Below are 17,615 nucleotides of genomic sequence, written 5' to 3'. Positions count from 1 at the left end.
CCAATGGCGGCGATGGAAGCAGAAAGCAGCGAACCGTTCGAAAAGCTGGGGCCGGTTCGCGTTCTCGCTGTCGACGACGACGCGCGAAATCTCCTTGCCATTGAGGAGGCACTTGACGGGGTCGGGCAGGTGATTTGCGCCCAGTCGGGCGACGAGGCGCTGCGCTTTCTGCTCAAGGACGACTTCGCCGTCATTCTGCTGGATGTGCTGATGCCCGGTCTCGACGGCTACGAAACCGCTTCGCTGATCCGGAGGCGCGAACGTTCGAACGCCACGCCGATCATCTTCCTGACCGCCATCAACAAGGAAGAAGCACATATGTTGCGCGGCTATGACGCCGGCGCGGTGGATTATCTGTTCAAGCCATTCGACCCGTCGATGCTGCGGTCCAAGGTCATGGTCTTCGTCGATCTCTATGAAAAGACGAGGGAAATCGAACGGAATGCTGCCAGGGAGCAACTGCTGCTTGAGCGAGCGCTGAAGGCGACCTCCGACAAGCTCGACGCCGAGCGGGCGCTGCGGCATTCCGAGGCCCGGCAGGAGGCGATCCTCGCTTCGCTGCCGATCTGTTTTCACGCCCGCGCGGCCGAGGCGCCATTCGCCGCAAGCTATGTTTCCAAGGGGGTCGAGCGGTTGACGGGATTTTCTCCGGACCGGTTCATGGCGGATCCAGATTTCGGCATCAGCCGGGTCCATCCGGCTGATAGGGACGCGGTGACAAGATCGCTTTCGGCCGCCCACGAGACCGGCTCTTATGCGTGCGAGTTCCGCTGGCGATGCGCCAATGAGGAATACCGGATATTCCTCGACCAGGGAGTGGTCGCCAGGGATGGCGCCGGGCTCGAACTGCTGGGCACCATGCAGGACATCACCGAGCAGCGCCATCTGGAAAGCCAATTGCTGCAATCGCAGCGGCTCGATGCGATCGGCAAGCTGACCGGCGGACTTGCCCACGATTTCAACAATCTGCTTGCGGCGATCCTCTCCGGGCTGAGCCTGCTGGAAAGGCAAGTGAGCCTCGACGGCAAGGCGGCCCAGGTTCTCGACATGACGCGCCGCTCCGCTTCCCAGGGCAAGGACCTCATCCAGCGCATGCTCGCCTTTTCAAGGCGCCAGGATCTGAAACCGGTTGCCGTGCGGATGTCGAGCCTGGGAGACACGATGACCGGCCTTGTGGCGCCGATCCTGGGCGGCCTGGTGCGCTTCGACTGGCATGTCGGTGACGACATATGGCCGGTGCATGCGGACCCGGCGCAGCTTGAGCTTGCTTTGATGAACCTGGTCTTCAATGCCCACGACGCGATGCCTTCCGGCGGGACAATCTGCGTCAAGGCCCACAATCGCAGCGTCGGCCACACCGGCCAGGGGCTTGCCGCGGGCGACTATGTCAGGCTTGCGGTCGAGGACACCGGGACAGGTATCGCCGCGGATGTCATCAGCAAGGTGATCGAGCCGTTCTTCACGACAAAGCCGATCGGGAAGGGCACGGGTCTGGGCCTCAGCACTGTCTATGGTTTCGCCAAGCAATCGGGTGGCACGCTCAGGATTGACAGCGAGCTTGGTCACGGCACCACCATGGAGCTCTGGCTGCCCCGTTCACGCGAGGCGCAAGACGTCACCGCCAGGGATGAGCCCGTTTTCGAAGCCAGTGCCGCGAACGATGCCGGCACGGACCTCCCGACGGCGGCCGAGGATCAGTTGCCGACTGTTCTGCTCGTCGACGACAGTCAATCCCTGCGGGAGTTGACGGCGATGTCGCTGCGGCAATCGGGTTTCGACGTGACGGCGTTTTCCGGCGGCGCCCAGGCACTGGCCGCCATCGAAAAGGAACCGGACCGTTTCGACGTCATCGTAACCGACTTCGCCATGCCGCTGATTTCGGGCATCGACGTCATCCGCTTCGCCCGAAGCCTGCGCGCGGATTGGCCGGCACTCATCGTCACGGGCTACGCCGATGCCGAGAAGATCTCGGACCGCCCTCACGACGTGGCGTTGATCAGCAAGCCCTTCGAAGATGCCCACCTGGTAGCAGCCATTCGATCAGCTTCGCGCCGCCGCTGATGCCCTTGCTTCGGAGGAGCCGCACCTGCCGTCGGTCTTCGCAGGCGCTTAGCCGACCTCCCAATTTCTCGCACCAGCTGCCGAGTTGCCCTCTCCACGTTAACCATTCGTTAACCATTAACCCCCTAGCGTTTACCTCTCAGTAAGGATTCGCTGGCCGTGACCTTTGCCGCCCCCGTCGAAACAAAATCCATTCGTTTTCGCGCCCGTTCTTTCGTGGCCTTTACGCTCACGCCGGAGGCGCCGATTTCCGCCTGGCTGGAGGGGCTGGATCACTGGATCGGCAATTCGCCGGGGTATTTTGCGGGACGGCCGGTGGTGCTCGATCTGAACGTGCTGAAGCCCGAAATCGCCGACATCGGGCTGCTGGTTGCTTCGCTCGGTGCGCGAGGCATCCGGGTCTATGCGATAGAGCTTGAAGGCGCCTCGCTCGGGCTTGACCTGCCGCCGTTGCTTAGCGGCGCCAAGGAGGCCACCACGGATGGCCTGCTGTCGCAGCCCGGCCGCAAGGGCAAGGCGGAGGCGGCTGATGAAGCCGGCAAGCTGGAAACGGTGTTTTCGGATCGCGGCAAGGATGCCGGCAAGGCCGGCGAAGTCAAGGCAGGCGAGGGCAAGGCCGGCGAAGCCAGGGCCGAGGCGGGCAAGGGCAAGGCAGCCAAGGCCGCGGAAGCAGGCGCGATCGAAACGGTCCAGGCCGGCACGCTGATGGTCAAGTCGCCGATCCGCTCGGGTCAGTCGATCTTCCATCCGCATGGCGATGTCATCGTTTTGGGCTCGGTCGCGTCCGGCTCCGAAATCATCGCGGCGGGCTCTATCCATGTCTATGGCACCTTACGCGGCCGCGCCATCGCCGGCTCGCAGGGCAATCGCTCGGCACGCATCTTCTGCCGCAAGAACGAGGCTGAGCTGATTTCGGTCGACGGCTGGTACACCACCGCCGAAGAGATGGAAGGCGTCTCGCGCGGCAAGGCCGTGCAGGCCTTCCTCGAAGGCGACATGCTCGCCGTCGTGCCGCTGAACTAGGGCGGCGCGATGCTGACGCCCGGCTTCACGGTTCCGGCCCGGACAAGCGCCGAGGCACCATCGCCGCGCGCAAGCCTCGGACCGGTTTGGGATGGCATGATGGCAGGCTCTGACAACAGCCGTGCGGCGCACGGCACAACAAACGACAACAGGCAACGGAGGCTTTTTCCATGGGCAAGGTAGTGGTCGTCACATCGGGCAAGGGGGGCGTCGGCAAGACCACCTCGACGGCCGCGCTGGGTGCCGCGGTCGCCAAGACCGGCAAGAAGGTGGCGCTGGTCGATTTCGATGTAGGCCTGCGCAATCTCGACCTGATCATGGGCGCCGAGCGGCGCGTCGTGTTCGACCTCGTCAACGTCATCCAGGGTCAGGCCAAGCTGTCGCAGGCACTGATCCGCGACAAGCGCGTCGACACGCTGTTCCTGCTGCCGGCGTCGCAGACGCGCGACAAGGACGCGCTGACCGAGGACGGCGTCGGCGAGGTGATCGACAAGCTGCGCTCGGTCTTCGACTATGTCTTCTGCGACAGCCCGGCCGGCATCGAGCGCGGCGCGCAGCTCGCCATGCGCTTTGCCGACGAGGCCGTCATCGTCACCAATCCGGAAGTGTCGTCGGTGCGCGATTCCGACCGCATCATCGGTCTGCTCGACGCCCGCACCATGCGCGCCGAACAGGGCGAGCAGATCGCCAAGCATGTGCTGGTCACGCGCTATGACGCGGCGCGCGCCGCGCGGGGAGAAATGCTCTCGATCGACGACGTGCTGGAAATCCTGTCGGTGCCGCTGCTCGGCATCATCCCGGAAAGCCAGGATGTGCTGCGCGCCTCCAACCTCGGTTCGCCGGTGACGCTGTCGGAACCGCTCAACAACGCCGCCAAGGCCTATCTCGAAGCGGCACGGCGGCTTGAAGGCGAAGACTTACCGGTGGTGGTTCCCTTCGAACGCAAGGGTTTCCTCGACCGTCTGCTCGGAAGGAGGGCCGCATGAGCATCCTCGACCTCTTCAAGCGGCGCACCAGCGCGCCGGTGGCGCGCGAGCGGCTGCAGGTGCTGCTCGCCTATGAGCGCCGCAGCCGTGGCCAGCCCGACCTCGTCTCCATTCTGCGCGAGGAAATCATGGCTGTGATCGCCAAGCATGTGCAGATCGACCAGGACTATCTCCAGGTGTCGATGGATCGGGGCGAGACCATGTCGACGCTGGAAATCGACATCCAGATCCCCAACAAGAGCGCCGTGCCGCTGGCCATGGCGGGGTAAAAAACGGTGCGCCTTTTCCTCGCCCCGCTCCACAGGGGGCGAGGAACCCGGATTGCCGGGCCGGCAGCGCCGGTTTTCGTCCAGATCAGTTCAGCAAAAATCTCGACCTGAAGCCCGCGGCGCTGTTGCGATTGGGATAATCCTGATCCGGTATCGCAACGCCCAGATGAGTGCACAGCGGTTCCCAGCCGTCGCCAAGAGCGTGGACCAGCAGCCGCTCCCGTGGCACTTCGGCGTACACGGCACGGACATTGGCCTCGTAGCAGGCAATGGCATGCGCTCGATCGCCGGGCCGGCCGCCGAACACCTGCCTGGCGATCAGGGCGAGGCCCAGCGATTCTTGATCGACGCTTTGCTCAAGTCCCGCCGCGATCGTTTTTTCAAAACTTTCCCACCAGCTTTCGGCCGAGCGGTAGGTCAGGATCACCCTGGCATTCGGATAGAATTCGATTAGGTCGCGCCAGTAGTACGCCGAAGGCCAGTCCAGGCAGGAGACATAGCCCGACAGCAGCTGGTTCCAGTCCGGCGCGGCACCTTGGGCCAGCGCACGCCACATCCGTTTCTGCTCCTCGTTGCCGATCACTTCATGCATGTGATGACAGGGGCCGTAGCCGAGAATGGCCAGCGCCTCACGCATCGAATCCGTGCCCGTTCGGCCAAAGCCGGTTCCGATCACCTTGATCGACATCTCCATCCCCTCCCGTTCGACCTGCAAGCCGTTTGCTGGCAGCATATCAGGCTGCACACCGAATATGCACGAGAAGCGTTGACATCGCCGCGAACGCTACGGTCTGTGCCAGCCCGGGACCCGGCACTGGCTGTCGCGGCGGTGCAAATCCCCAAATGTCTGAAATTTACATTTCCCTAGGGGGGCTTCCCCTGCGGAATAAGCGGATGTAAGGATACATATTAGCAGTTTGTTAAATATCTGGTTTTCTTTGCGTAAGAGGGAGTTCCGTATGAACTTCAAGAGCCTGATCAAGCGTGCTGAAGACGTAGACGACGCACTCCAGGAGTTGCAGGACGATCTGGCGGACGCCCTGGATGCCAGCCTCGACAGCGAATTCGAGGCACCGCCGCAGGGCGACGATATCCCCGATGACGCGTCAACCGTCTCGCCACCCCAAGCCGATGCGGCGCAAGCGGAGGGCGCGGACAATCCCGACGATGCGGGCAACACCGACACCGCCGAAACCACGCCACGACTGACGCCCCATGCCCAGACCCGGCTCGCGGCGTTGAACGCCTTCGAAGGAATGTTCCACGACGCCAGGGATTATCTGGATGAGATCAACGGCAAATTGTCGGAAATCTCGACCTCGCATCATCTGACGCGCGAATTCCTCAACATCCTCCACACCGACATTCTTCGCGCCAATGAGCTGGAGCTCGCAAATGCCGGCCTGATCGCCGAGCAAAGAGCGCTGTCGGAAAAGCTGCACGACACGGCGGCGAAGCTGCGCGAGCGTGACAGCACGTGCGAAGTGCTGCAGCAGCGCGAGACAGACCTGGTCCAGGACCGGGACGCGCTTCGCACAGCGCTCGCGGCGGCAAGGCTCGAGCTCGCCGAGATGGGCAATGCCAGCGCCAAACGCGACGCGGAATTCGGCGACATCGCCAACCGGCTGACGGCAAGGACGGTCGAGGCCAACAGGCGCTTGCGCGAGAGCAAGATGCTGCGGGAAAAACACGTCAGCCTGTCGGTCGAGCTCGACAAGGTGCTGAAGCGGGAGAGCCAGGCGCGCCACAGGCTGGACGAGCTTTCGGCAGTCCACGCCAGCGAAGCGGCGCGCCTTGCCGAACTGATGGCGGCGCTTGGCAAGAGCGAGAAAGAGGAGATCCGGCTGCAGAAGGCGCTCGAGGCCACACAGGCGAAGCTGGCGGAAAAGACCGAAACGGCCAGCCTGATGGAAGGCGACTGGGAAGCCGAACGGGCTCGCGGCCAGACGGAGATGCGCGGATTGCGGTCCGAGATCCAAGACCTGGAATCGCGGCTGGAGCGGGCCTCGAACGAGAACAGTGCGGCCGCCGCCGAAATCGCCAGGCTCAAGACCGACCTGGACGACGCAGTGGCCGAAAAGAAAATCGCCGATGAAAGATTGTCCGCGCTCGCCGACGAGAACGAAGCCGACAAGCTGAGCCTTTCGAAAGCGAACGCCAATCTTTCGCAACTTGCGCTGCAACAGGCATCGGAGGACATACAACGGGATGTCCAGCGGCAGGAATGCGAGGATTTGCGGGCCGAAATCGCGTCGCTCAATGCCCGGATCAAGGAATTGCTGCCCTACGAGCGGCTCCACAAAGCCACCAACGGCAAATCGCGCGAGGGCGAGGTGGTGGAGATCGCTGCCGTGGTGGCCGAGAAAGCCCGTGCAACGGGCAGGCGTCCCATCCGCAGGAATCTGCGCGCCACGTCGTAACGCGCTTCGCAGGCCTCGTTGCTTGGCAGTCCCCGCATTGGGCTGCCTTTCGCGATGTGGACGGGCCTGACCCAATCACACCGCCGCGAACACCACCGTCTGCGCCAGCCCGCCGCCCTGGCGGTTCTCCAGCGTCACGGTGCCGCCGTAGCGCTCGATGATCTCCTTGGCGATGGCGAGGCCGAGGCCGGCGCCTGGAATGGATTGCTGGCGGCCGGGGTCGACGCGGAAGAAGGGCTCGAAGGCCTTGTTGATGAGGTCGGGCGGAATGCCCGGGCCGACGTCCGATATGGAGAGCACGGCGCGCCTGTCGGCGAGGTCGAGCGCGATCGTGCAGGCCTTGCCGTGGGTGGCGGCGTTGACGACCAGATTGCGCAGGGCGCGGCGCAGGCCGAGCGCGCCGGCGCGGACCGCAACCCTGTCCAGATGCCCGATCGAGACGGAATGGCCGAGCGTGACCATCTCGGCAGATATGTCGCGCACCATCTTTTCAAGGTCGAGCGGTTCGACGGCATCCTGGTTCACCTCCTCGCGCACCAGGCGGATGGCGCTGTCGGCGATGCGGTCGAGCTCGTCGAGGTCGTGCAGCCACTTGTCGCGCTCCTCGTCGAGGAATTCGGCGCGCAGCCGCATGCGCGTCATCGGCGTGCGCAGATCGTGGCCGGCGGCGGCCACCAGCCGCATGCGGCTTTCCATGGCGGTCTTCAGCCTGGACGAGAGCTGGTTCAGTGCGTGCGCCGTGGCCTTGACCTCGGCCGAGCCCACCTCCGGCACCGGCGCCAGCACGCCGTCCCTGCCGATCTTGGAGACGGTGGCCTCCAGCATTTCGAGCGGCCGGATCAGCACCGAGGTGAAATAGACAGAGACGGCGGTGGCGCCGGCCACGATCAGCGAGATCCAGCCGGCCAGAACCAGCCATTCGCGCCTGGGCGGGTCGATATGTGCTATTTCGAGGATCGCCCACCGGCTGTCGGGCAGGCGCATCGAGGCACGTTGGCTGGGTTCACCCGGTTTGTCGCTGACGATGGCCAGCACGTCGAAGCCGCGGCGGCGCAGCAGATCATTGAGCATCGCCGTCTCCTGCCGGTCCACCTTGCCATCCGCCGGCCGGTCGCTGAATTGCACCCGCAGCACATCGGGTATGGGCCCCGGCAGCAGCCGCACCACGAGTTCCATCTGCTGGGCAACCCAGGGCACGACGAGTTCCGGCGGCGGCCCGCCGCCGCGCACGCTGAGGACCGCCGCCGTCGCCAGGCCGACGACGCCGACGATAGAGGCGACCAGCAACAGGATGAGGCGGCGGCGCAGCGAGTTCACGCCTGCGCCTCCACCGTCTCGACGCGCGCGGTCAGCTGGTAGCCGCCATTGCGCACCGTCTTGAACAGCGGCCCGTCGCCGGTGTCGGTGAATTTGCGGCGCAGCCGGCTCATCAGCACGTCGACCGAGCGTTCGAGCGGGTCGCGTTCGCGGCCTTGTGTGAGATCAAGCAGCTGGTCGCGCGAAAGCAGCCGGCCGGGGCGGTCGAGGAACACCTGCAACAGGTCGAATTCGGCGCCGGTGAGATCGACGGCCGCGCCCTGCGCATCCGTCACCTTGCGGGTGTCCGGCTCCAGCCTGTAGCTGGCGAAGCGGTAGGCGCGGGGCGGAGGCGCGGGCGCCGCTTCTTCCGGCGTCGAGCGCCTGAGCACGGCGCGGATGCGGGCGGTGAGCTCGCGGGGGTTGAACGGCTTGCCGAGATAGTCGTCGGCGCCGAGTTCCAGCCCGATGATGCGGTCGACATCCTCCTTCAGCGCCGTCAGCAGGATGACGGGAATATGCGGCTTGCGATCGCGCAAGCCCCGGCAGATGTCGAGCCCCGAACCATCCGGCAGCATGACGTCGAGCACGGCCAGGTCGAACTGGCCAGTGGCCAGCTTCTGCTCGCATTCGCGCCTGTCGGCCGCTACCGAGACGCGAAAACCCTGGCCGTCGAGATAGCGCCCGAGCAGCGTGCGGATTTCGCGATCGTCGTCGACGACGAGGATGTGGGGTTGTGACTGCATTATCGTGCCCTTGCCCATGATCCCGGGTTTGTCCTGATTATAGGGAGCGCCCGTGCAAGCGGCATGGAAAATTGCAACCCAATGTTTCTGGCCGGGGGATGGCAACATTCGGAAACAAATTGCCCTTTTGCGGAAACCTTCGGCAACATGCCGACGCGAAGCAGACAAACACGCTTCCTATCCTCCTGACGTCCAAAGCATGGATGAAAGGAATACCGTATGCGAAGCAGACTTCTTGCGCTCGGCCTGTTTTCCGCCGCCGCCATCCACCCCGCGCTGGCGGCGCAGCCCGACCCGGGCGCGGCGCCAGGCGGGCCGCCGCCTGCCATGGCAATGCAGGATGGAACGGACCATGGCTCGATGCCGCATCCTTCGCAAGGATGGGGTCCGCAAGGTTTTGGCCCGCACAGTTTCGGCCCGCAAGGCTTCGGCCCCCGCCGCGTGGGGCCGCCGCCGGAATTCATGCTGGCCGCCCGGCTCGCCGCGCTCGAAACACGCGTCGGCATCCGCAGCGAACAGCTCGACGCCTGGCGCGACTACACCAGCGCGCTGCAGGCGGTGCTTTCGCCACCGCGGCCGGACCGTGGTCCGGGTGGCACTGGCGGGCCTGGAGGGCCGGATGGCGGGCCGCAGGCGAAAGGCCCCGATGCAGGGCCGGCCGGCAAGCCCGATCCGTTCGCCTTCCAGGAAAGGCTGGCAGACGACGTCACGGCGCGTGCGGCTTCGGCCGCCAAGCTGAAGGACGCGATCGCCGAGCTGCGCGCCAAGCTCACGCCTGAACAGCTCGAAATCCTCGTTTCGGCGGAACGCCCCCATGGACCACCCCCCGGTCCATGGGGCGGCCCGCCGAATGACGCAGTCGGTCCGGCAGGCCCGCCCAATGATGGCCCGATGCCGCCGCCCCAGCCCGGGAACGGCTGACAACCGACCGGCTGCGCCGGCCGGCCCCGGTACCCAACCCGTTCCCGGGCCGGCCGGGTTTCCTTCTCCGGGATGGCGGATCGCGCCTTCCCGGATTCACCCCATGCAACAAGGCACGACAATGTGGGAAGCCCTGATGCTGCTGCGGCTGATCGCATCGGCCAGCCCGAAATATTCGTTCGGCCGGCGCATCGATCATGCCGCAACGCCGCCGGCCTTGCCGGTCGACACGCTGCAAGGCGCGATCCGGCTGGAATTCGCCGCCTGGCGCCTGTCGCTGCCGATCTCGCGGCACGCCGATGGCCACGGAAACCATGACCGCAAGATCGCGTGAGACCTGGCAAGGCGCTTGGCATGTCGGTGCTGATCGGCATAATGGCGCGGAGGGCATCGCGGCCAGCCATCCGATCCTCGGGTGCGCTCCAGCCACGAAGAAGGAGCGCGACATGAGCCGCTTCGAAGCACTGCTCGACGCCGCCCGCAAGTGGGCGCGACCCCTCGTCACGACATCGTCCGTCTCAAGCCTCACCTGCGACCGCCGGCGTTCGGCCTCGCTTTGCATTGGCCAACGCCCATGCGGTCACCGCACCTCCAGCGAAAGATCATTCAGCCATGTCCATGCAGTCTAGGCAGTCCTCCCCGCCAGTTCGCCGACTCGCGTCCTGGACGGCGCTTGCCGCGGCTCTTCTCCTGGCGGCCTGCTCACAAGAGGGCGGCAAGGCTCCCGCAGGCATGGGCGGCGTCGGCAAACCGGAAGTCGGCGTCGTCACGCTGCATCCGCAATCGGTGGCGATCACAGCCGAACTGTCGGGGCGCACGGCGGCCTCGCTGATCGCCGAGGTGCGTCCACAAGTGAACGGCATCATCCAGCAACGACTGTTCAAGGAAGGCAGCGAGGTGGCGGCGGGACAGCCGCTCTACCTCATCGACCCGGCGAGCTACAAGGCGGCTTATGACAGCGCGGTCGCGGCGCAGCAGAAGGCGGCGGCGGCGGTGCCTACCGCGCAGGCCAAGTTCGACAGATACGCCGGCCTGTTGAAGCAGAACGTTGTTTCCAAACAGGATTATGATGACGCTGCCGCCACGCTTGCGCAGGCGCAGGCGGATGTGGCTTCCGCCAAGGCGAGCGCCGAAACCGCGCGCATCAGCCTCGACCGCACCTCGATCACCGCGCCGATCGCCGGCCGCATCGACAAGTCCACGCTGACACCGGGCGCGCTGGTGACCGCCAACCAGGAGACGGTGCTGACCACGATCCGCTCGCTCGATCCGATCAATGTCGACGTCACGCAGTCGAGCACCAATTTGCTCAACCTGCGCCAGGCGATCTCGGAAGGGCGGCTGAAGTTCAGCGGCCCCAATGTCAGCGTCAAGCTGAAGCTCGAGAACGGCACCATCTACGCGCAGACCGGCAAGCTGGAATTCGCCGGCGCCAATGTCGACCAGACCACCGGCACGTTCGCGCTCAGGGCCGAGTTTCCCAATCCCGACCGCCTGCTTCTGCCGGGCATGTATGTGCGGGCGCTGGTCGAGGAGGGCGTTGCCCAGAACAGTTTTCTCGTGCCGCAGCGCGCCGTCACCCGCAATACGAAGGGTGAGGCGACGGCCATGGTCATCAATGCGCAGGGCAAGGTCGAGACGCGCGTGCTTGCCGTGCGCAACACCGTCGGCAACAGCTGGCTGGTCGACAGCGGCGTGGGCGATGGTGACCGTGTCGTCGTCGAGGGCCTGCAGCTCGTGCGCCCCGGCGGCGATGCGACCGGCGTCGAAGTGACGATCGACGAGGCGACCGGTGAGATCAAGGATCGCGGCCAGACCTCCGCCTTGCCGGCCCCATCCAAGATGGCCAGCACCGGCCGGCAACCCGCCGCGTCGACCGGGAACTGAGACGATGTCAGCATTTTTCATCAACGGGCCGATCTTCGCCTGGGTGATCGCCATCGTGATCATGCTGGGCGGTCTGCTCGCACTCACCACGCTGCCGATCTCGCAATATCCGCAGATCGCGCCGACCACCGTCAATATCAGCGCTACCTATCCGGGCGCGGACGCCCAGACGGTCGAGAACTCGGTGACCAAGGTCATCGAGCAAGGCATGACCGGCATCGACAATCTCGACTACATGACGGCGACCTCGACCGCGACCGGTTCGGCGTCGATCACGCTGACCTTCACCAGTTCGGCCGACCCCGACACCGCCCAGGTGCAGACGCAGAACAAGCTGCAGCTGGTGCAGTCGCAATTGCCGCAGGTGGTGCAGAGCAACGGCATCACCGTCTCCAAATCCTCGACCGGCTTCCTGATGGTCATCGGCTTCGTCTCCAGCGACGGCAAGATGAACTCGACCGACCTCGCCGACTATGTCGACGCCACCGTCAACGACACGCTGAAGCGCGTCGAAGGCGTGGGCTCGACGCAGCTCTTCGGCTCGGGCTATGCGATGCGGATCTGGCTCGACCCCGACAAGCTGGCCAAATACGCGCTGATGCCAAGCGACGTGGCGAGCGCCATCGAGGCGCAGAACACGCAGGTTTCGGCCGGCCAGCTCGGCGGTCTGCCGGCGCGCAAGGGCCAGCAGCTCAACGCCACGGTGACCGCCAAGAGCCGGCTGCAAACCGCCGAACAGTTCCGCAACATCATCCTGAAGAGCCAGACGGACGGCTCGCTGGTCCGGCTGAACGACGTCGCCACCGTCGAACTCGGCGCCGAAAGCTATACGACGCAAGCCAACTACAACGGCAAGCCGGCGGCGGGCGTCGCCGTCAACCTGGCGACCGGTGCCAACGCGATCAGCACCGCCGAAGCGGTGCGCTCGACGATAAACCGGCTGAGCTCGACCTTCCCGCAAGGCGTCGAGGTCGTCTATCCCTACGACACCTCGCCCTTCGTGCGGCTGTCGATCGAGGAGGTGGTCAAGACGCTGGCCGAGGCGATCGTGCTGGTGTTCCTGGTGATGTTCATCTTCCTGCAGAATTTGCGGGCGACGATCATCCCGACCATCGCGGTGCCGGTGGTGCTGCTGGGCACGTTCGGCGTGCTGTCGCTGTTCGGCTATTCGGTCAACACGCTGACCATGTTCGCCATGGTGCTGGCCATCGGCCTGCTCGTCGACGACGCCATCGTCGTGGTCGAGAATGTCGAACGCGTCATGCAGGAGGAAGATCTGTCGCCGAAGGAGGCGACGCGAAAATCGATGAACGAGATCACCGGCGCGCTGGTCGGCATCGCCACCGTGCTGTCGGCGGTGTTCGTGCCGATGGCCTTCTTCGGCGGCTCGACCGGCATCATCTACCGGCAGTTCTCGGTGACCATCGTCTCGGCCATGGTGCTGTCCGTGCTGGTGGCTCTGGTGCTGACGCCGGCATTGTGCGCCACGATCCTGCGGCGGCCGAAGGACCATGCCACGCAGATCGGTCCGTTCGGCTGGTTCAACAGGATGTTCGATCGCGGCACGACGGCCTATCGCGACGGCTCGCACGGCATCATCAACCGGTCGTGGCGATTTCTTGCCATCTTCCTCGCCATTGTCGTCGCCATGGGCTGGATGTTTGCGCGGTTGCCGAGCTCGTTCCTGCCGGAAGAGGACCAGGGCATCCTGATCACCAGCGTGCAATTGCCGGTCGGCGCCACGCAGGACCGCACGGAGCGCGTGCTGAAGCAAGTCACCGACCATTATCTCAACGACGAAAAGGGCGCCGTCGACGGGGTCTTCACCGCGTCGGGCTTCGGCTTCGGCGGAGCCGGGCAGAATGTCGGCATCGGCTTTGTGCGGCTGAAGGATTTCGCCCAGCGCAAGTCGCCCGCAATGGCCGCGCAGGCGATCGCCGGCCGCGCCATGGGCGCGTTCTCCAAGATCAGGGATGCGCAGGTCTTCGCGCTGGCGCCCCCGGCCATCCAGGGCTTCGGCAACACCAACGGCTTCGATTTCTACCTGCAGGACGTCAACGGCGCCGGCCATGACGCGCTGATCCAGACGCGCAACCAGCTTCTGGCCTTGGCTGGGCAGAGCAAGGTGCTCGCAAACACGCGTCCCAACGGCCAGGAGGACCAGCCGCAATTCTCGGTCGACATCGACCAGGAGAAGGCGAGCGCGCTGGGCGTCAGCCTTGCCGACATCAACAACACGTTGTCCAGCGCCTGGGGCAGCGATTACGTCAACGACTTCATCGATCGCGGACGGGTGAAGCCGGTCTACATGCAATCGGACGCGAATTTCCGCATGCAGCCGGAGGATCTCGACAAATGGCAGGTCCGCAATTCAAGCGGCGCCATGGTGCCGTTCTCGGCCTTTGCCTCCAGCCACTGGACATTCGGTTCGCCCCGGCTCGAACGCTATAATGGTTCGGCCGCGGTCGAGATCCAGGGCGCGGCGGCAGCGGGCGTGAGCTCGGGTGCGGCGATGGACGAGATCGACAAACTCGTCGCGCAACTGCCGGCCGGCTATTCGCATGAATGGACCGGGCTGTCGCATCAGGAGCGGCTTTCGGGCAACCAGGCGATGTCGCTCTATGCGATCTCGGCCTTGGTCGTGTTCCTGTGCCTGGCCGCGCTCTATGAGAGCTGGTCGATCCCGTTCGCGGTGATGCTGTCGGTACCGATCGGCATCTTCGGCGCGCTGCTGGCGGCAAGCCTGTTCGGCCAGACCAACGACGTCTATTTCAAGGTCGGCCTGCTGACCACGATCGGCCTCGCCGCCAAGAACGCCATCCTGATCGTCGAGTTCGCCATTGAACGGCAGGCGGCCGGCATGGGGCTGGTGGAGGCAACGCTCGAGGCGGCGCGACAGCGGTTGCGGCCGATCCTGATGACGTCGCTGGCCTTCATCCTCGGCGTCACGCCGCTTGCGATCGCCAGCGGCGCCGGCTCGGGCGCGCAGAACTCCGTCGGCATCGGCGTGATGGGCGGCATGATCGCCGCGACCGTGATCGGTGTGTTCCTGGTGCCGCTGCTGTTCGTCACGGTGCGGCGCATCTTCAAGGGCAGGGTGGCCAAACCAGATCCCGGGCAGGATAAGGGCGAAACGCCGGTGACGGCCAACCAGCAGTAAGGGTTCTTCACATGAGAGGTTTTGAACGTGGCTCGGTGGCCGCGAGGCCCAGCGCTCGCTCTACTCGGCCGAGGATTCGCTGTTGCAGAGCCGCGTCCTTCTGGCGACCGACTACATCGCCCTCAACAAGGCGCTCTGCGGCGGCTGGGACGGCGCGGTCGACAGCGCCAGGCCCGAAATCGTCGACGGCAAGACCGGTCCGCGGCTGGCGAAGGTGGCCGGCCAGAGTTGACCGGTTCGGGTTCCTGCAGGGGTTCCAGGCTGGGGAACGCTTGCAATGCGATGCCATCATCAAGGTGAATTATCTTGGCGACGGCCTGGATTTCACCATGGCGCTGCCGTTGCGCGGGACCAGGCCGGCGCGGGCCTAGTCCTGATGCCGGTGAAAGTGGCACTTTTGGCGATAGCTCGCGCATCGCTTCGCTGATATTGGTGGCGTCCAGAAAATTCCTGGATGCAAGAGATGATATCGAATTCAGATAAGGCGGAAACGGTCGAGCAGTTGCTGGAAACGCCCGACCTTGCCAGCGCGCTGGAAAGCGAACAGTTCAAGAAGTTCCTCGACCAGGTGCCGATTGCCATCGCCGTTTCGGACCTCGGCGGGCAGGAACGTGTCGTCTATGCCAATCCGGAGTTCGAGAAACTGTCGGGCCTGAAGGCGGCCAGCCTCGCCCAGAAGCATTGGGCGGCACTTTCCGGCATTGGCCTGCACCAGCAGAAGGACAGCGCGCTGTCTGATGCGGTGGTCGACGGGACCGATTTCGTCGGCACGTTCCGGCTCGAGCGGGCCGAGGACAAGCCTGCGATCGTCGACGTCTATTCCAACGTCATCGAGGATGACAACGGCAAGGCCTGCTTCCGGCTGGTGGCACTGGTCGACGTCTCGGCCCATGGCGAGACCGAAGATGCGCGCTCGATCGAGGAGCGCGTCCGCGAGAAAGACACGCTGCTGCGGGAGTTGCAGCACCGGGTGAAGAACAATCTGCAGATGATCACCGCCCTGATCCGCCTCGAAACGCGCAATGCGACCGAGCCGGACCGGAAACGCTTCGAAAGACTGGCCGGCCGCGTCGACGCCTTGGCCATCCTCTATCAAACGCTATCGGGCGAGGAGCACAAGGAGGAGGTCGATCTCGGCGTCTATCTGAGCCAGATCGCGTCAGCCGTGATGAGTTCGCATGCTGTCGAGGGCATTCGCCTCGACATGAAGGTGGACACCTACCCGGTTTCGATCAACGTTGCCATGCCCACCGGCCTGGTGGTCAACGAATTGCTGACCAATGCGCTCAAGCATGCATTTCGCGGGCGTGACAGCGGCACGATCACGTTGCACAGCGTCGTGAACGGGGATGGCTGCCGCGTCGTCGTCGCCGATGACGGGATCGGGTTGCCGGAAGGCGAGAGCTGGCCCAAGCAAGGCAAGCTCGGCGCGCTCATCGCACAATCGCTGACAGAGAACGCCAAGGCTGAGTTCGACGTGACTTCCAGCGCCGACGAAGGCACGCGGGTCACGATCGTGTTCAAGCGCTCCGCCGCCGCGGCCTAGGGCAATTCCAGGAAACCAACTGGTTAGGGCGGGTTCGGCGTTCTGCCAAATCCAGTCTGGAGCGGCGATCCTGCGCATGCTGCGCGACGACGATCCACAGTCGTGCCGAACTGGCGCGGCGCACGGCGCTTTCGCCCACCACGCTGACCGACTACGGCGCATCTGCTCAGGGCAGGGACCGTCGTCGAACTCAACCAGGCCGCCGCCAGCGACGCGTCCGTGGGCCGGCGGCCATCGGTGTCGCGCCGGTGCCCGATGGGCTGTCGGTGGCGGAATCGCCCTACGGCATCGGCCGCCTCTGGCCGTGCCCCTATCGAGGCATCCGCGCTGTCTCACGACAGCCGGGCCGGTTCATCCTATTGCATGCTGCCGGGCAGGTTTTCGCCTCGCGGCATGGAGGATGAAGCACAAGTGACATCAATGCCGGTTGCCAGCCGCGAAGCCGCACCCTTGCCGGTCGCGGCGCTGATGGGCGCCATGGTGTCGATCCAGATCGGCGCCACCTTCGCCAAGACGCTGTTTCCGGTGATCGGCGCGCAAGGCACGACGACGCTCAGGCTGGTCATCGGCGCGCTGATGCTGATCGCGGTGCTGCGGCCCTGGCAGGTACGGCCCTCGCGCGCCACCATGCCGTGGCTCATCGCCTATGGGGTGACGCTGTGCGCGCTCAACCTTCTGTTCTACGCGGCACTTGCCAGGATCCCGCTTGGCGTCGCGGTGGCGCTGGAGTTTTCCGGTCCGCTGCTGGTGGCGACACTGACCTCTCGGCGGGCCAGCGACTTTGCCTGGATCGCGCTTGCGGTCGCCGGCATCGTGCTGTTGTCGCCCTTCATCCACTCGCTCAAGCCGCTCGACCCGATCGGCGTGATGCTGGCGCTGGCGGCCGGCGGGTTCTGGGCGCTCTATATCGTTCTGGCGCAGAAGGCGGGCGCGGAACTCGGCACCCGCACCACCGCCTATGGCATGGCGATCGCCGCCCTGCTGGTGCTGCCCTTTGGCATTGCCGAGGCGGGAAGCGGCCTGCTCGCGCCGTCGATCCTGGTCAGCGCGCTGCTCGTCGGCCTGTTCTCGAGCGCGCTGCCGTTCTTCCTGGAGATGGTGGCGCTGACCCGCATGCCGGCGCGCATCTATGGCACGCTGACCTGCCTCGAGCCGGGGCTTGGCGCGCTGGCCGGGTTCCTGTTCCTGCGGGAAAGCCTGACAACGCCGCAACTGGCCGGCATCGCCGCCGTGATCGTGGCCGCCGCCGGCACCGCGCTGACCTCGAAGCCGCCGGTGCCGTCGCCGGAGTAGGGGGCGG

At 65.2% G+C, this 17,615-nt stretch carries 14 protein-coding genes and 1 pseudogene; 12 read left to right on the top strand and 3 right to left on the bottom strand.

Annotated features, from left to right (window positions below; all coding sequences use genetic code 11):
- Positions 1–3: 3 nt before the first annotated feature.
- The 4 genes from FJ954_RS23210 (at position 4) to minE (ending at position 4,339) form a co-directional block, all read left to right on the top strand.
- The gene (locus FJ954_RS23210) at positions 4–2,061 is read left to right on the top strand and encodes a response regulator (RefSeq protein WP_140663389.1); all 2,058 of its coding nucleotides are present in this window, start codon (positions 4–6) and stop codon (positions 2,059–2,061) included.
- A 159-nt stretch (positions 2,062–2,220) separates the two neighbouring features.
- A complete protein-coding gene (gene minC / locus FJ954_RS23205) occupies positions 2,221–3,084 on the top strand; it encodes a septum site-determining protein MinC (RefSeq protein ID WP_140663387.1) in 864 nt (287 codons plus the stop codon).
- Between the two features lie 170 nt (positions 3,085–3,254).
- The gene (gene minD / locus FJ954_RS23200) at positions 3,255–4,070 is read left to right on the top strand and encodes a septum site-determining protein MinD (RefSeq protein ID WP_015316922.1); all 816 of its coding nucleotides are present in this window, start codon (positions 3,255–3,257) and stop codon (positions 4,068–4,070) included.
- Complete coding sequence (gene minE, locus FJ954_RS23195; RefSeq protein WP_023774842.1) at positions 4,067–4,339, top strand: cell division topological specificity factor MinE; 273 nt, start codon at positions 4,067–4,069, stop codon at positions 4,337–4,339. Before minD ends, minE begins: the two co-directional genes overlap by 4 nt.
- A gap of 85 nt (positions 4,340–4,424) precedes the next feature.
- Here minE and FJ954_RS23190 read toward each other — a convergent pair whose 3' ends face one another.
- Positions 4,425–5,027 (bottom strand): sulfotransferase family protein, encoded by a 603-nt coding sequence (locus FJ954_RS23190; RefSeq protein ID WP_140663612.1) that lies wholly within the window; start codon positions 5,025–5,027, stop codon positions 4,425–4,427.
- 271 nt (positions 5,028–5,298) lie between these two features.
- On the opposite strand from FJ954_RS23190, the gene FJ954_RS23185 reads away from it, so the two are divergent.
- Entirely contained in the window at positions 5,299–6,759 is a 1,461-nt protein-coding gene (locus FJ954_RS23185; RefSeq protein ID WP_140663385.1) for a hypothetical protein, read from the top strand.
- 75 nt (positions 6,760–6,834) lie between these two features.
- Here FJ954_RS23185 and FJ954_RS23180 read toward each other — a convergent pair whose 3' ends face one another.
- Positions 6,835–8,076: an ATP-binding protein gene (locus FJ954_RS23180; protein WP_140617984.1), complete on the bottom strand. Its 1,242-nt coding sequence runs from the start codon at positions 8,074–8,076 to the stop codon at positions 6,835–6,837.
- Positions 8,073–8,801, bottom strand: a complete 729-nt coding sequence (locus FJ954_RS23175; RefSeq protein ID WP_140617985.1) for a response regulator transcription factor — start codon at positions 8,799–8,801, stop codon at positions 8,073–8,075. The genes FJ954_RS23180 and FJ954_RS23175 overlap by 4 nt, the downstream gene beginning before the upstream one ends.
- A 219-nt stretch (positions 8,802–9,020) precedes the next feature.
- Here FJ954_RS23175 and FJ954_RS23170 point away from each other — a divergent pair, with 219 nt between their 5' ends.
- From FJ954_RS23170 to FJ954_RS23140, 7 genes and pseudogenes are all read left to right on the top strand, one after another.
- Positions 9,021–9,722 (top strand): hypothetical protein, encoded by a 702-nt coding sequence (locus FJ954_RS23170; RefSeq protein ID WP_140617986.1) that lies wholly within the window; start codon positions 9,021–9,023, stop codon positions 9,720–9,722.
- Between the two features lie 103 nt (positions 9,723–9,825).
- Positions 9,826–10,056: a hypothetical protein gene (locus FJ954_RS23165; protein ID WP_224527071.1), complete on the top strand. Its 231-nt coding sequence runs from the start codon at positions 9,826–9,828 to the stop codon at positions 10,054–10,056.
- A gap of 278 nt (positions 10,057–10,334) precedes the next feature.
- Positions 10,335–11,609 carry an efflux RND transporter periplasmic adaptor subunit gene (locus FJ954_RS23160; RefSeq protein WP_140663383.1) on the top strand — a complete coding sequence of 425 codons (1,275 nt, stop codon included), beginning with the start codon at positions 10,335–10,337 and terminating at the stop codon, positions 11,607–11,609.
- Positions 11,610–11,613: 4 nt separating this feature from the next.
- Positions 11,614–14,769 (top strand): efflux RND transporter permease subunit, encoded by a 3,156-nt coding sequence (locus tag FJ954_RS23155; protein ID WP_140663381.1) that lies wholly within the window; start codon positions 11,614–11,616, stop codon positions 14,767–14,769.
- A gap of 43 nt (positions 14,770–14,812) precedes the next feature.
- A pseudogene (locus tag FJ954_RS23150) lies at positions 14,813–15,001 on the top strand (RND transporter); the annotation flags it as partial.
- Positions 15,002–15,232: 231 nt separating this feature from the next.
- Positions 15,233–16,315: a histidine kinase dimerization/phosphoacceptor domain -containing protein gene (locus FJ954_RS23145; RefSeq protein ID WP_140663379.1), complete on the top strand. Its 1,083-nt coding sequence runs from the start codon at positions 15,233–15,235 to the stop codon at positions 16,313–16,315.
- A 411-nt stretch (positions 16,316–16,726) separates the two neighbouring features.
- Complete coding sequence (locus tag FJ954_RS23140) at positions 16,727–17,608, top strand: DMT family transporter (RefSeq protein WP_140663377.1); 882 nt, start codon at positions 16,727–16,729, stop codon at positions 17,606–17,608.
- Positions 17,609–17,615 lie beyond the last annotated feature (7 nt).

Origin of the sequence: Mesorhizobium sp. B2-3-15 (genome assembly GCF_006442875.1) — a bacterium.
Taxonomy (GTDB): Bacteria; Pseudomonadota; Alphaproteobacteria; order Rhizobiales; family Rhizobiaceae; genus Mesorhizobium; species Mesorhizobium australicum.
Note: the sequence above shows the minus strand (reverse complement) of the source record. Positions and strands in the feature narration are given on the sequence as shown.